This window comes from Victivallis vadensis (genome assembly GCF_003096415.1).
GTDB lineage: Bacteria > Verrucomicrobiota > Lentisphaeria > Victivallales > Victivallaceae > Victivallis > Victivallis vadensis.
The window spans coordinates 45,440-59,282 of the sequence record NZ_QEKH01000033.1 but is presented as its reverse complement, the minus strand read 5'-3'; the positions used below and the strand labels follow the sequence as shown (position 1 = coordinate 59,282).

Annotated in this window: 13 protein-coding genes; 3 read left to right on the top strand and 10 right to left on the bottom strand. The window is 60.0% G+C overall.

Annotation, left to right across the window (positions count from 1 at the left end):
* Positions 1 to 458: 458 nt before the first annotated feature.
* The 3 genes from C8D82_RS16775 to C8D82_RS20805 form a co-directional block, all read right to left on the bottom strand.
* Entirely contained in the window at positions 459 to 692 is a 234-nt protein-coding gene (locus C8D82_RS16775) for a hypothetical protein (protein WP_116885446.1), read from the bottom strand.
* 80 nt (positions 693 to 772) lie between these two features.
* Positions 773 to 3,121: an SEL1-like repeat protein gene (locus tag C8D82_RS16770; protein WP_165833151.1), complete on the bottom strand. Its 2,349-nt coding sequence runs from the start codon at positions 3,119 to 3,121 to the stop codon at positions 773 to 775.
* A 41-nt stretch (positions 3,122 to 3,162) separates the two neighbouring features.
* On the bottom strand, positions 3,163 to 3,384 hold the full coding sequence (locus C8D82_RS20805) for a hypothetical protein (protein WP_133245249.1): 222 nt from the start codon (positions 3,382 to 3,384) through the stop codon (positions 3,163 to 3,165).
* 363 nt (positions 3,385 to 3,747) lie between these two features.
* Between C8D82_RS20805 and C8D82_RS16765 the strand changes: the two genes are divergently transcribed.
* On the top strand, positions 3,748 to 4,545 hold the full coding sequence (locus C8D82_RS16765; RefSeq protein WP_165833150.1) for an AraC family transcriptional regulator: 798 nt from the start codon (positions 3,748 to 3,750) through the stop codon (positions 4,543 to 4,545).
* A gap of 9 nt (positions 4,546 to 4,554) precedes the next feature.
* Here C8D82_RS16765 and C8D82_RS16760 read toward each other — a convergent pair whose 3' ends face one another.
* From C8D82_RS16760 to C8D82_RS16735, 7 genes are all read right to left on the bottom strand, one after another.
* A complete protein-coding gene (locus C8D82_RS16760; RefSeq protein ID WP_116885443.1) occupies positions 4,555 to 5,607 on the bottom strand; it encodes a uroporphyrinogen decarboxylase/cobalamine-independent methonine synthase family protein in 1,053 nt (350 codons plus the stop codon).
* 55 nt (positions 5,608 to 5,662) lie between these two features.
* Entirely contained in the window at positions 5,663 to 5,806 is a 144-nt protein-coding gene (locus C8D82_RS21375; RefSeq protein ID WP_165833149.1) for a hypothetical protein, read from the bottom strand.
* Positions 5,807 to 6,228: 422 nt separating this feature from the next.
* Positions 6,229 to 6,945: a DUF1638 domain-containing protein gene (locus C8D82_RS16755; RefSeq protein WP_116885442.1), complete on the bottom strand. Its 717-nt coding sequence runs from the start codon at positions 6,943 to 6,945 to the stop codon at positions 6,229 to 6,231.
* The gene (locus C8D82_RS16750; protein WP_116885441.1) at positions 6,942 to 8,363 is read right to left on the bottom strand and encodes an ASKHA domain-containing protein; all 1,422 of its coding nucleotides are present in this window, start codon (positions 8,361 to 8,363) and stop codon (positions 6,942 to 6,944) included. The genes C8D82_RS16755 and C8D82_RS16750 overlap by 4 nt, the downstream gene beginning before the upstream one ends.
* Complete coding sequence (locus C8D82_RS16745; RefSeq protein ID WP_116885440.1) at positions 8,363 to 9,445, bottom strand: uroporphyrinogen decarboxylase family protein; 1,083 nt, start codon at positions 9,443 to 9,445, stop codon at positions 8,363 to 8,365. The genes C8D82_RS16750 and C8D82_RS16745 overlap by 1 nt, the downstream gene beginning before the upstream one ends.
* Positions 9,446 to 9,455: 10 nt before the next feature.
* On the bottom strand, positions 9,456 to 10,079 hold the full coding sequence (locus C8D82_RS16740; RefSeq protein ID WP_116885439.1) for a corrinoid protein: 624 nt from the start codon (positions 10,077 to 10,079) through the stop codon (positions 9,456 to 9,458).
* A gap of 16 nt (positions 10,080 to 10,095) precedes the next feature.
* Positions 10,096 to 11,109: a uroporphyrinogen decarboxylase family protein gene (locus tag C8D82_RS16735; protein WP_116885438.1), complete on the bottom strand. Its 1,014-nt coding sequence runs from the start codon at positions 11,107 to 11,109 to the stop codon at positions 10,096 to 10,098.
* Between the two features lie 103 nt (positions 11,110 to 11,212).
* On the opposite strand from C8D82_RS16735, the gene C8D82_RS16730 reads away from it, so the two are divergent.
* Positions 11,213 to 12,142: a helix-turn-helix domain-containing protein gene (locus tag C8D82_RS16730; RefSeq protein ID WP_165833148.1), complete on the top strand. Its 930-nt coding sequence runs from the start codon at positions 11,213 to 11,215 to the stop codon at positions 12,140 to 12,142.
* A gap of 82 nt (positions 12,143 to 12,224) precedes the next feature.
* Positions 12,225 to 13,655 carry a sialate O-acetylesterase gene (locus C8D82_RS16725; RefSeq protein WP_116885436.1) on the top strand — a complete coding sequence of 477 codons (1,431 nt, stop codon included), beginning with the start codon at positions 12,225 to 12,227 and terminating at the stop codon, positions 13,653 to 13,655.
* Positions 13,656 to 13,843: the final 188 nt, after the last annotated feature.

Genomic DNA, 13,843 nt, shown 5'->3' with positions numbered 1-13,843 from the left:
GGAGGACTACTGGCAAAAACGTATGCAAATTATCGGCAACGTCGTTATCGGCGTTGGAAACTACAAGTGTGTTTCACAAAATTTGGGACAATAACAGAAAATAAGATCAATCTAGACAGACTTTTATTTATTAATGCAGTATGAATTCTGTGTAGAAAAGTTATTGCAACTCATTTTCTTCTCTGTCCATCAAGAAATCATTCGAAAAATTATAAAAAAATAGTCCGTTCTTCTTGAAAAATCACGCGAGAACAGACTATAAAACATAAAACAATAAATGGCACATCAAACAAAAATTTTCATCAAAAGATGCTCAGCCCAATGTGCAATTATTTAAATAAGTAAGTCATAATAGAATTAAGATGAACTTTTTGTTTTTTTCATCTTCTCAAATTAAATACTTTTGAAATTATCTCGATTACCAACTTTTCACTTAAAACCTTCCTTCGATCCGATATTCAACGCTTCTCATTCAGCATTAAATTTGCTTTTTCAGAGGTAGCCTCATAAAGTTCAATAAAATCGATATCATTAAATTTAGTCAACGGTTGATTTACAATCGTTGTTTCCAGTTCAGTATACTTGACCACGTCTCCGGTATGTTCTTCTTTGCTTTTGCAACCACTCATCATTATACTAGCAATGACTCCCGCACTTCCTAGGCCCCACAGCATCCGATTTATCTTTTTCATTTGCATTTTCCTTGAACTTGTATATCCTATTTAAATTTTATTTACTTTTCATCCAGCTATAACACCTCAACTTCGGAAACTTACTCTTCCAAGCTAATCGCCAGTTCCACAGCTTTCACCTTATCACCAGCCAATAACATATTCTGCTCCGCGGCCTTCTCATACCAACGTAGAGCAGCACGCAAATCACGATCCGTACCGATTCCTCTTTCGTAGCAGCGGGCCAGCATGAACATCGCATACTTGTATCCCTGCTGCGCGGACTTTTTGTAATAGTACAGCGCCTTCACCGGCTCTTCCTCAACTCCCCGGCCGGCTTCATAGGCACAGGCCAGCGCATACTGGCCGTACGCATTATCCTGCGCGGCGGCCTTCTGGTAGAGGCGGGCGGCTTCGGCATGATCCACTTTCACGCCGATCCCATTGTCATAGAAAAGGCCGAGATTGTACATCGCCTCGGCGCTGCCGAGATCAGCGGCACGCTTCAGACAGCGGGCAGCGGCGACCGGATCCTCCTTGCCTACCCGGCCGTTCTTATAGTACAAGCCGAGATAGAACAACGCACTGCTGTTGTCCTGCGCCGCCGCCTTTTTGAAGAGTTCGAACGCCTTTGTATCATTCTGGGCGACCCCGAGTCCTTTCTGGTAACAGACTCCGAGCCAGAATTCCGCCTCCGCATTGCCGAGATCGGCGGCACGCTGCAGATATTTGACGGCGGTATTCACGTCACGCGCCACCGCGATTCCATTCAAATAGCAAAGACCGACCCAGCAGATCGCATCCGGATTGTTCAGACCTTCCGCACGCTTGAAGAACTGAAACATCTTCTCCGGGTCTTTCGGCATTCCGGCCAGACCATCCTTATAGAAGACGCCGAGCAGATGGAGCGCACGCGGATTGTTCGCTTCCGCAGCCTTATTCAGCCAGCCCAGGGCATCCTGATAATTCTGCGGCACCAGCAACCCTTCGGAATAGATCTTCCCCAACAGGAACTGGGCGTTGGAATCATTTTCCTGCGCGGCTTTTTTCAGCCACGAGATTCCCTGATCCGCATCGGCTTTTACTCCGACGCCATTCAGATAATAATCACCGAGCTGCGCCATCGCCGCCAGATTCCCCTGCTTGGCGGCGTTCATCATCCACGAAAACGCCGCTTCCGGATTCTTTTCCGTGCCGATTCCCTCCTGACAGAAGATGCCGTAGAGGTACTGGCCGAAGCTGTTGCCGCTCTCCGCCGACTTGAGCGCATATTCGGCCGCCATCGCCGGATTGGCGGCAACTCCGGCCCCCTTGCTCAGGCAGACCGCCATGAAATACAGGGCTTCGGAATTACCCGCATCCGCAGCCTTGCGGAACAGCTCAACAGCTCGTTTCTCATCCTTCTGCACACCGTTGCCGCCAGTCAGATAAAGACGGCCGAGGCGCACCTGAGCCAATGGGAATCCGGCATCCGCAGAGCGGCGCAGATGAGTGATGGCTTTTCCCCTGGAACCGGCGGCGTTCAGCTCTTCCACCCCCAGCCAGTACTCCGCCTCCGCGTTCCCCTGAGATGCCGCCTTGGTGAAGTATTCGATCGCCTTGGCGCGATCCGCGCTGCCTGCCGGCGACTGCGAATAATAACGGCCGAGCGCCATCAGTGCCTCCGGGTTCTCCTTCGCGGCGGCCTTGCCGAACCATTCCAGCGCCAGCTGCCGATTCTGCGCCACGCCGACCCCGTCGAGGTAACAGGTTCCCAGCTTGATCATGCCAAGCACATTGCCTTTGTCTGCGGCGCGGCGGTAATAGTTGACCGCGTCCTCATTGCTCTGCATCACCCCATGCCCGCGCTGCAGGCAGTCGCCCATCGCGACGTCGCCGTAGGAGTTTCCCGCATCGGCGCTGCGCCGGAACCAGCGGGCCGCTTCATCGAAATTACGGCTCACGCCCAGACCTTCCGAGTAAACCTTGCCGATATAGTACTGTGCGTCGGAGCTGCCGTTCGCCGCGGCGCGGCGCAGGAAAATCAGGCCCCCTTCCGGGTCTTTGGAAACTCCGGCGCCGTCGCAGTACATCCGGCCGAGGTAATATTGGGCTTCGGCCAGATTGTTGTCCGCCGCAAACGTGAGATATTTCAGGGCTTCGGCATCGTTCTGCTTGACGCCGAGTCCCTTCTGGTAACAGATGCCGAGCCACATCTGGGCCGCGGGAAGCTTCTGCTCTGCAGCTTTGGCGAACCAGCGGGCAGCCTCCTGCGGATTGCGCGCCGTGCCGGTTCCGTTCAGAAAGCAGCTGCCGAGATAATACTGAGCCTCGGCGTTTCCCTGTTCGGCCGCTTTCCGGAAATTCTCGAAAGCGGACGCGTAATCAACCTTGCCGTTTTCTCCGTTATAGTAACGCAACGCATTTTTCACCTGCTCGGCCGCGGTCTCTCCGCCGCTCAAGCTGTTCACCAAAATTCCCGAAGCCACTATCTGCAACAATAACTTCGCATTCACATTGCGCATCGCGTCACCCTTTTATTGTTATCTAGAAAACTGCCAGAAATCCACAGACACTTCATCGCGCATTCCCGCGAAAATCCGCTCAAAACCTCACCGCCGCCGACACGGGAAACCGCCTGTACACCATCATTTCCACCCGGAATCCGGGAAAAAACGCCGGCATTCAAACAATTTGCCTTCAGCCCGGAGAGCACATGCAAAACCTGCGCCATCCACCATTCAGTTGGGGCTTTTTTCGAGCTTTTTGACCTCAAAAACAAGCAAAATAAACGTATTTTTCTACATTACTATATTTCGATAATTACGTTATTCAAGTAAAAAAATGCTTTTTATTGGAAAAAACCAACAAGAAAAAACGGAACTTCATGATTTCCATGGCAAAATCCCCTCTTTTCCTCCCGAAACGGTCGCTTTCCTGCGCGGAATTCCGCCTTTCCCCTCCGGCTCCCGCGCCTTATATTATAAGGAATAGAAGAAGCCGCCCCAAAAGCGCAAACCGGCGGCGATTTTTGCACATTTGCTTGCCTCCGGCGCAATCCGGGTGTAGCTTAAAAGCGGAACAGGAAAGTGCGGCCATGAAAACTTTTCCATTGGATACCATTCTGCATGAATACAACTTCGTCCCGCTCGGCGGCCCGGCATACTGGGACTGGAACCAGCACCGGGTACGCGGCGAATACTGGCGGCTCTACTGGAATGACGCCCCCGGCGCCTTCATCCGCCCGGAAGGAGGCGCGGAGACGGAATTGCTCCCGGACCGGCTGATCCTGCTTCCCCCCGGCCTGGTTTACGCCTCGCGGTGCACCGCAGAAGTGCATCATTTTTTCCTGCACTTCACCATGCCGGAACCGTACCGCGAAGCGGAACAGCGCCCCTTTCCGGCCACTGACCCGGAAACCGTCGCCGCCGCCGCCCGGCTGGCCCACTCGTTTCCCGGAACGGACAACCTGCGCCGGTACGCAACCCGGCTGAACCTGCTGATCTGGTCGGCCCTGCTGGAGGTGCCGGATCAGGCGCTCCCGCCGCTGCGGCAGTACGACCCGCGCATCGTGCGGGCCATGGAACGGCTCCGGACCGATCCGGATGCCGACAATTCCCGCCTTGCCCGCGACGCCGGGCTGAGCCGCAACAGTTTCCTGCGCCTCTTCCGCACCGAAGTCGGTGCGCCGCCGCAACAGTTCGCCCGGCGGGAACGGCTGCTGCAGGCCGCCCGGCAGCTTCATTTCAGTGAAAGCTCCATCGAAGAAATTGCACAGCAGGCCGGTTTCTGCGACCGGTATCACTTCTCCCGCGCCTTCCGCAAGGAGTTCAACTGCGGGCCGGCGACCTACCGGAAACTGGCGATCCGCCGCCACGACGGCTCCCGACGTTGATTTCTGAATTCAATAGCAGTGTACCCGGCCGTGAAGCTCACGGCCGGCGGCGAGCGCAGGCTCCACGCCCCGCTCCACCGACAGCGCCAGCAGCGGAATCCCCCGGTCGACGGTGTGTTGAAAGACCTTTTCCATATCGTTGTATTCCGGCTGGGAGAGCTGGATTCCGGTCAGTTGCGGCACCTCGGCCAGCAGATCGATGTAGTGGTCGCCGCGACCGCAGAAATGGACCACGCCGCCGCCGAACTCCTCCAGCAGCTGCCGGTCGAACGGCAGCGCGAACTCCCGGTACATCTCCGGAGAGAGGTTCATCGCGGAATCGTCCCGCAGCACAATCTTTCCCCGGTGTCCCCATCCCCAGTGGGCGGGGAAGCGGTCGTTCAGCGGCGGCGCCAGCTCATTCCAGCGGCGCATGAACCGCCGGTAGGTTTCCGTCAGCAGCGCCAGGAACGATTTGACCAATTCCGGGTTGTCGTAGAACTCCATGAAAATACCGCTGCCCCAGATCATTTCGGCGAGGTCCAGCGGCCCCTGCAGGTCGGGATGGTAGAGCCGGATGTATTCGCTCAGTTTCGGGTAGGGCTTCAGCTTCTCCCGGTAATAAGCCGCCGTTTCGAACACCCGCGGCCCCCAGCCGCGATTGAAATCCGGCACGCCCGCCTCCACCAGAGCCCGGATGCCGTCGGCGCCGCCCGGCAATGCGTGCGAAGCGGGAAGCGTATCGTGTTCGTCATCCATGTAGAAAATCCCGACGCCGAACAGCGACGGCAGGATCGTAGTGCCGTAGTTGCAACGGATGTTCAGAATCTGCCCGTTCCCCTCCGCAACGTTGGCGGAAACCGCCGCAAGCTCGCGCAGCAGCATCAACTCCAAATCCTTCAGGGCCGGATTGATTCGGATTTTCGGCCATTCGATCCGGGCCGGAGCCGGTTGCCGCCGCCGCGGACGAAAATAAGGCCCCGGACAGCATCCGTCCAGAAAGAGACGCCATTCCGCTTCGAGCTCCTCCTCCACTGCCGCATCGAGACGATTCTCCAGGTCTTCCAGATATTGCTCCAGCATAAATTCTCCTCCCCTTTTTACATCAACTCGCAAACCGAAAAATCCGAACAGCGCATCACCGAACGTGCCGTCTGCCGGAATCCCGAAGAGCCGTTCCCCGCGGCTCCGACAGCCTGAAATCCACTTCAACCAGCATCTGTTCCGCCTGCGGGGCCAATCCCGCCATCAGCGTTCCCAAAAATGAAAACAGCTTTGCCATCCGTAAATTCAACTCCATGACCTGCAACGGTCAATCAATTATTTTCGCCCGGTCACAGCCGTGCCGCATTCGCGCCCCCATGATTACTCCCCGGTCGGCAACGCCACCTTGCCAGCGAGGGACGGGAAGAAGCCATGCCGCATTCGCGGCAGGCGGGTCTGCCCGCCCTGACGGGCAGCAGACCTTGTGCGCTGCTGAGCGCTTTAGCGCACAGATGTCTTCGACGACAAGGGCGCTTCGCTCCTTGACCCAGACCGGGTAGCACCCGGAGGCAGGTACTGCCGCTAGAGCCAATAAACTGATAGATAATACCCCCTGGTTTTGTAATTTTTACGCAGTAAAAATTACAAAACCGTACCCGGCGCCGGCACCTTGCCGGTCGGGGGGACCGGGGGGCGAAGCGCCCCCGGCCGCCGGAGGCATCACGCGAGGCGGATGATTTCATTCCAGTCGCCGACCTGACGGACCGAGCGGCCCGGCGGCACGATCAGGAATTCGCTTTCGTCCCAGTTGCCCGCCAGCAGCCCGCGAATCAGGCGCAGGCTTCCCGTTTCCACCTGAAACGCGCGGCCCTCTTCGTCGGCTCTGGCCCGGCAGCGCGCCATCGCTTCCTCACAGGGAATTTCCGGAATCGCGATGAAGGTGATCGGTTGAAGCCGCCCGTCGAGCTTCGGGTGCATCGCGTCCCAGATATAGCGGGCGTCGTCCTCGCCGTACTGTTCGACCAGCGCGGCATAGCCGTCGCCGAACAGCATCTCACCGTCGGAAAAATAGTAGTCGCCATGCTCCACGAAGCCGACCGAACCGAACGGCGAACTGGGCATGTCGGCGAACAGCTCTTCGAACCGCTTCCGGCTGCCCAGCAGGATTCCGCAGCAGTCATGGCTGCGCGGCAGGACCAGCGGCACTTTTCCGGCGGCCAGCCCGTCGGTGGCGGTCCCGCAGAGGCCGTAGCCGAGCAGCACCGCGTCGAAGCCGTCGATCGCATCGATCCGCTCCTGAAGTTTGCGGCGCAGTTCACGGGGCCGGGCGTGTTCGCCGAGTTCCAGGAACTCGATTTCGAGCGAATACGGCGAACGGGCGGCCGCATATTCGATTTCACGCTTGAACACGTTGCAGGAGATGACCTTGTACTTCATGGCAGCAGCAATCCGTCGATGTAGTTGTCCTCAAATTCGTCCAGAAGATTCAGCGGAATATCTTTCGGCAGGTCGATCAGCCGCTCCAGCTCCGCCGCCAGTCCGGGCTGAACCGCCAGCCGCGCGGCGCCGCCGAGGCTGGTGTTGCCGACCGCCTCCAGTTCGCAATCGGGGAGCATCCCGCACGCGACCGCGTTGCCGAAGTCAAGATACCGGGCGAAACCGCCGGCGAGGAAGAGCTTCTTCACCGGAGTTCTGCAGTAAGCGGCCAGCGTCGCGATCCCGGCCCGGACGGCGGCCTTGGCCTTCAGCAGCTGCTCGATCTCCCACTCGTAAATCGTAACGCCGGGCGCGGCTTCAAAACAATCGGCGGGCGGCTGGATGCGCCCGAATTCATTCAGGTGCCCCAACCGGCGTTCGACCGCCAGAAAATCGATCATCGCCGAACCGCACAACCCGGCCGGAGCCGCGCCGCCGATCACCGAACAGGAGTTCCGCCCGAAATAGTGGTCGATCGCGCCGGGAACCGCCCGGCTGCCGCAGTGGATTCCGGCCCCCTCGAACGCGGGACCGGCGGCAGCGGCGGTACAGAACATCCCCTGCTCCGTCTGCAGGATGATTTCGCAGTTGGTCCCGATATCCACCAGCAGTTCGCCGGGACGCAGCGGCGTCTCCAGCAGCCCCGCCGTCAGGTCGCCGCCGACATATCCGGCGATCGCCGGAACCGTCAGCACCGGGATATCCCCGGCCCGCAATCCCAGCTCCGCCGCGCCGCGCACCGGAAAAATCCGACAGGGAGGCGTGAACGGCATCACGCCGATCGGCGACGGATCGATCCCGTGGAACAGGCAGCTCATCACGGTGTTTCCGGCCAGCGCGATCCGGGCCGCCCCATCCGGTTCCAGCCGGTCAAGCAGCTCGTTCACGGATTCCACCGCCGCCATGCGCAACTCCTCAAGCGCACCAGAAGAAGTTCCGACATGGTTGATCCGGGTAATCACATTGTCGCCGAACCGGCTCTGCCGGTTGAAACAGGTCGCTTCCCGCACGATTTCGCCGTTGCAGAGCTTCACGGCGGCCACGGTGGTGGTGCCGAGGTCAACCGCGATCACGCTCTCCCGGCTCTCCGGCAGCGGGCGGCTGCGCCATGCGGCGGCCACCTTGCCCTGCCGGACCGCCAGCGAACGCTCCGGGATTTCCACTTCCCCCTCCGGCCCGGTCAGGCGGGTCCGGCAGGCGTTGACTTCGGCGGGGACGGACACGGGTTTGCCGTCCGTCTCCCACTCTCCCGAACGGAGGCGCACCCGGCAGCGGCCGCAGGTGCCGTTGCCGCCGCAGCGCAGATCCAGCGGATAACCCGCCGCGGCGAGCTGCTCCGCCAGATTCTTCCTGCCGTCCGCCTTGAGGGTCAGCTGCATCAATACCTCCCCAGTTCCAGCCCGGTTTCGAGGAAATACCGGTAGCTTTCGTACTCGGCGGATTCCGGGATCGAGTGGTCTGAGTGCAGGATGAAGCCGTTGCGCCCTTTCACGACCGGAATCCTGGTCTCCAGCTCGCGCCGGATGCCGGGCAGGTCGTTGTTCGCAACCGGACGCACGTCCAGCCCGCCCATCAGCGCGATCTTCTCCCCGAAATCCCGGTAGATGCGCAGCAGGTCCATCCCGGCCTTCACCTCCATCGCCTGCAGACAGTCGATCCCCGCTTCGACCATGTAGGGAAGCAGCGGCTCGACGAAGCCGCACGAATGCATCACCACCGGCAATCCGAGCGAATGCGCGAAATCGATGGTCTTTCTGTGCGCGGGCATGATCAGTTCCCGATACATCTCCGGGGACATGAAAGGCCGTCCTTTGAATCCCATGTCCTCGTAGAACCAGATTCCGTCCGGCTTGCCCTCGGCGGCGAACAGCGTCTCCCACAGATGGATGATCAGGTCGGAATAGACCTCCGCCATTTCGGAAACCCACTCCGGGTCGAGCGCCATGCCCATCAGCAGATTTTCATGGCCGCAGATCGGGTGCATCGACTCAAATACATTCACCCCGCTCCACAGGAAAAAACGGCCCGCGTCGGCACAGGCGCGCCGCACGGCGCGGTAGCCTTCAAAGTCGATCCGGTTTGCGGTCGGAGTCAGGAACGGCTTCGCCTTCTCCTCCCAGTCGTTCCGGTCCACAACCGAAAAGTTGATATGTTCCGGGGTGGAGGCGTGCGACCGGTAGCGGCGCAACGTCGCCCCGTTGCCGTCGACGAAAGTCTGAGTCTCCTCATCCTCGGCGACCAGCCGGTCCGCCATCTCCGGGTCGATCCGGAGGTTGAACGCCCAGCATTTGTCGAGGTCCAGCTTGAAATGCTCCACCGCATCCGTGCCGGGCGGCAGCTTGCCCTGCTCCTCCCAGTGGCGGATCGTGTAGCTCCAGAACTCCTCGCTGACCGCGATGCGGTCGACCGGCAGGTGTTTCAGCTGCCGACCGACCCGTTCTCTCCCGCACAGGGGTTCCATCAGAAAAGCCTCACGCCGTTTTCAGCAGCGAATCGATCAGCTTCACCGCACCGTTGGCGTCTTCGCTGTAGCCGTCCGCGCCGATCTCATCCGCATAGGCCTGCGTGACCGGCGCGCCGCCGATCACCACCTTGACCCCCTTGTCCTTGAAGTAGGCGACCACCTCCTTCATATACGGCATCGTGGTGGTCAGCAGCGAACTGCACCCGATGATGGTCGCCCCCTGCTTCACGCCTTCCTCGTATTTGGTGATGTCGCAGTTCACGCCGAGGTCGATCACATCGTATCCGGCCCCCTTGAGCATGATCGCGACCAGATTCTTGCCGATGTCGTGCAGGTCGCCCTTCACGGTGCCGATCGCGACCTTGCCCATCGACTTGCGGCCGGAAGCGGCGATCAGCGGCTCCAGCAGCGCCAGCCCGGCCTGCATCGCGCGCGCGGCGATCAGCAGTTCCGGCACATAAGCCTCGTTGCGGGAGAACTTGTCGCCGATCTCCCGCATCGCCGGAATCATTCCCCGGTCCAGAATCAGGTTGATGTCCTCGCCCCCGTCGATCGCGGCCTGCACGATCGCGGCGACGTCGTTGCGTTTGCCCTTGATCACGGCGGCGCGCAAGGCTTCGAAGTCAGTCATAGTCCGATACTCCCTGTTATTTTACGGTTTGGTTGTAATCGTCCAACGCGCGGAAAAACGCGCGGATATTCTCCAGACTCACGCCCGGCGGCACGTCGCAGCCGGAGGAAAGCACATAGTTCGGCCACGCCGCGGTTTCGCGCAGCAATCCGGCGGTTTTCGCGTAAACCTCCTCCGGCGTGCCGTTCTTCAGCACGCCGACCGGGTCGATGTTGCCCATCAGCAGCACCTCCGGCGGTATCTGCGGCAGCAGTTCCGGCAGCGAAACCGCATTGCCGAGGTGGAGCGCGGCGGCCCCGGTCGAAACCAGCGCCGAGATCTGCCGGTTTGCGGCGTTGCCGCAGTTGTGCAGCACCACCATGAAATCATCGTCCTGTACCGCCGCGATGATCTTTTTCAGATAGTCGGCGGCGAACTCCCGACACATATCGGGCGAAAGCAGCCCGGCGGCGGGTTCGGCGATCACCAGCCCGTTCACGCCGGTCGAACGGATCGCCTTCGCGTATCCGGTCAGAAACGCGGTGGTCTTGCCGAGCAGCCGCGCCGCCGCCTCCGGCTCCATCGCGGCGAGGATCATGATCTCGGTCATGTCGGCCAGCCGCCCGGCCAGCGAAAACGGCCCGATCATGCCGCCCAGCACGGGACGGTCGAAGTTGGCCGCGCACAGCTCGGCGCAGCGCAGCACTTCGGCGGTCCGTTTCGCTCCGACTTCGGGGACGGCCAGCGCGTCGATCGCCTCCGGCGTCGAAGCGATGCTGCCGGAGACGGTCGGATTCTCGTGTTCCGAATACCGCACCGGCGAACCGAACGCCTCCGCCTCCACCGACAAATCCATGAACGTGACCAGCGCATCCGCATGCACCGCCCCGGCCAACGCCTGAATGCAGCGGAACTGCAGCGCGCCGTCGCGGAACACCTCGACCGGCTTCGCGCCGATCAGGTCGATCCCCGGACTGGTCATGATCGGGATCGCACGGCGGCGCGGAGACTTCAGAATCTCCCGGACAAAACGCTTCATATCGTGGTGCATCGGCAAATCTCCTACTCGTTTGTAGTACTTTTCTTATATTTTACCCGATTTTTTCCGGAATATCTTCTTTTCTTTTGCAATGTTTTGCTCTATATTAATCTACATGGGAACAATCACACTGGAATTGGACAATTTCATCAATCCCGCGGTCGGCGCGGAGGTGTCGTTTCACGCAATCAGCTGGAACGCAGGGCGTAAGCAGTCCTTCATCCCCAGCGGCGGCAATCTGCACTACCATTCGCTGCCCTCCGGCGGGACCGTTGAACACTCCCACGAGTTCGGGGAGCTGATCTTCCTGCTCTCCGGCTCGATCATCCACCGCGTCAACGGGGAAAAACAGCTGCTGGAGCCGAACAGCGTGGTCTTCGTGCGCCCCGACGACCGCCACGGTTTCCTGCCCGCACCCGGAGCGCCCGACTGCGAACTGCTGTTGCTCTCCTTTCACCTGGAACTCTTCGTGACGATCAGCCGCTACCTTGAGGACGACGCCTTCCTGCACCGCTATACCGAAAGCGTGCTCCCCGCCGTATTCCGGGTGCCGGAAAGCCGGATGAACGAGCTTTCCCTGGAGCTGCTGAGCCTGAATGCGCAGGGAATCACTCCGGCGATCCGCAAAATCCGTTTCAAGGTACTGCTGGCGGAGCTTTTCACCCGGTTCTTCCTGCCGCAGGAGGCCGCGCCGGGCTCCTCCGACGCGCCGGAGTGGCTGGAAAGTTTGTGCGAAAAGATGAAAACCCCGGAGAATTTCATTCCCGGCCTCAAACGGATGCAGCAGCTCTCCGGCTACACCCCGGAATATTTGTGCAAAGTGTTCCGCAAGCACCTCGACCGCTCCCCGACCGAATTCATCAACGAACTGCGGATCAACCACGCCGCCCGGCTGCTGGCCGACTCCGGCGAATCGATCGCCGAACTGGCCTACCGGCTGAACTTCCAGAGCCTGAGCCGCTTTTACCACCTGTTCCGGAAACAATACAGCTGCACCCCGGCGGAATACCGCAAACGCGCCCTCGCCGCCCGCCGTCTGCTCTGATTTTACCGCAAAGCATTTGCATATTGGCGTACCCGGAGTTATTCTAAAAAGGATTCAACAACCCTGAAAGGAGCATTTACGGATGAAATACAATTGGCTCTCCCTTCTGGCAGCCGGAACGATGCTGCCGCTGGCGGCGGTGGAACTGCCGTCGATCTTCACCGACAACATGGTTCTGCAGCGTGACCGCGCGGTGCCGGTCTGGGGAACCGGACGCGCCGGAGAAGCGGTTTCGGTGCAGTTCGCCGGGCAGACCGTTTCCACCACCGCCGGCAAGGACGGCAGGTGGCAGGTGAAGCTCGCACCGCTCGCGGCCTCCTCCGACGGAGCGACGCTGACCGTCAAGGGCGACAACACCCTGACCCGCAGCAACGTGCTGGTCGGCGACGTCTGGCTCTGCGCGGGGCAGTCCAATATGCAGTACGGGTTGCAGAGCATCACCGGCAGCCGCAAGCTGATCGAGGCGTTTCCGAATCCCGACATCCGGCTCTTCCAGGTGCCGAACGTGTGGAGCCGGACACCGCAGGCCGACGTGAAAGCCCAGTGGAACCTCTGTTCGCCGCAGACGCTTCCGCGCTTCTCCGCTGTCGGCTATCTGGTCGGACGGGACCTCCAGAGCAAGCTGAACGTTCCGATCGGCCTGATCAATATCTCGTGGGGCGGCTGCCGGATCGAATCGATGACCGCGCCGGAATCCTTCGCCGCCGTCTCCGTGACCCAGGGGGTCGCCGATGAGGTTGCAAAGCAGATCGCCGACCTGAAAAGCAAAAAGGACGCCGATTTGCGCAAGGACAAGCAGCGGCTGCCCAACGTGCTGTTCAACGCGATGGTTCATCCGCTGACCCCCTTTGCGGTGCGCGGCATGCTCTGGTATCAGGGCGAGGACAACCACTCCGAAGGGATGCGCTACGCCGAAAAGCTCCGCGCTCTCGCCCATACCTGGCGCACCTACTTCGCCAATCCGGATATGCCGATCTTCATCGTGCAGCTGCCGCCGTGGCAGTACGGGCGGGAAAAGTCGACCCTGATCCCGAACTTCTGGGCCGCCCAGCAGCACTTCGCCGAACACGATTCCAACGCCGGCTTCATCACCACCACCGACTGCGGCGATCCCAAGGATATCCATCCGCGCGACAAGATGCCGCTCGCCCGCCGTCTCGCAAATCTGGTGCTCTACAAGGCCTACGGCATCGGCAGTGACGCCGCGCTGGCGCCGACCTTCCGCAGCGCCAGAGCGGAGGGTTCGACCTTCGTCGTCGAATTCAACCAGCCCAACGACCTGCGCACCCGCGACAATGAACCGGTTTCGCACCTGATGCTGGCCGGAGAGGACGGGCTTTTCCATCCCGCCACCGGCGTGGTCCGCGACAACAAACTCTTCGTGACCTCTCCCGAAGTGAGCGCCCCCGTGCGGCTCCGCTTCGGCTGGGACAAGCTGGCCAATCCCAATCTGGTCAACCGCGCCGGCGTCCCGGTCGCTCCTTTCGACACCGGCTTCGGCACCGATAAATAAACCTCCCCGCCGCAAGCAGCGGGGGATCCGGGATTTCGCCTTTGGCGACCAGGGCATTTCGTCCCTGGTCCCCGACCGGCAAGGTGCCGGTGCCGTCTACGAAATTGTTTTTCGCGATGCGAAAAACAATTTCGGGACTTGTAAAAGTCGCCCCAAGAGGCGAGGCATTGAACCCAATTGGAATAAAT

What these genes read in the sequence shown, in the direction of transcription:
- C8D82_RS16775 (WP_116885446.1), bottom strand. Translation starts at nt 692, where the DNA reads ATGAAAAAGATAAATCGGATGCTGTGGGGCCTAGGAAGTGCGGGAGTC.
- C8D82_RS20805 (WP_133245249.1), bottom strand. Translation starts at nt 3,384, where the DNA reads ATGGCGCAGGTTTTGCATGTGCTCTCCGGGCTGAAGGCAAATTGTTTG.
- C8D82_RS16765 (WP_165833150.1), top strand. Translation starts at nt 3,748, where the DNA reads ATGAAAACTTTTCCATTGGATACCATTCTGCATGAATACAACTTCGTC.
- C8D82_RS16760 (WP_116885443.1), bottom strand. Translation starts at nt 5,607, where the DNA reads ATGCTGGAGCAATATCTGGAAGACCTGGAGAATCGTCTCGATGCGGCA.
- C8D82_RS21375 (WP_165833149.1), bottom strand. Translation starts at nt 5,806, where the DNA reads ATGGCAAAGCTGTTTTCATTTTTGGGAACGCTGATGGCGGGATTGGCC.
- C8D82_RS16755 (WP_116885442.1), bottom strand. Translation starts at nt 6,945, where the DNA reads ATGAAGTACAAGGTCATCTCCTGCAACGTGTTCAAGCGTGAAATCGAA.
- C8D82_RS16750 (WP_116885441.1), bottom strand. Translation starts at nt 8,363, where the DNA reads ATGCAGCTGACCCTCAAGGCGGACGGCAGGAAGAATCTGGCGGAGCAG.
- C8D82_RS16745 (WP_116885440.1), bottom strand. Translation starts at nt 9,445, where the DNA reads ATGGAACCCCTGTGCGGGAGAGAACGGGTCGGTCGGCAGCTGAAACAC.
- C8D82_RS16740 (WP_116885439.1), bottom strand. Translation starts at nt 10,079, where the DNA reads ATGACTGACTTCGAAGCCTTGCGCGCCGCCGTGATCAAGGGCAAACGC.
- C8D82_RS16735 (WP_116885438.1), bottom strand. Translation starts at nt 11,109, where the DNA reads ATGCACCACGATATGAAGCGTTTTGTCCGGGAGATTCTGAAGTCTCCG.
- C8D82_RS16730 (WP_165833148.1), top strand. Translation starts at nt 11,213, where the DNA reads ATGGGAACAATCACACTGGAATTGGACAATTTCATCAATCCCGCGGTC.
- C8D82_RS16725 (WP_116885436.1), top strand. Translation starts at nt 12,225, where the DNA reads ATGAAATACAATTGGCTCTCCCTTCTGGCAGCCGGAACGATGCTGCCG.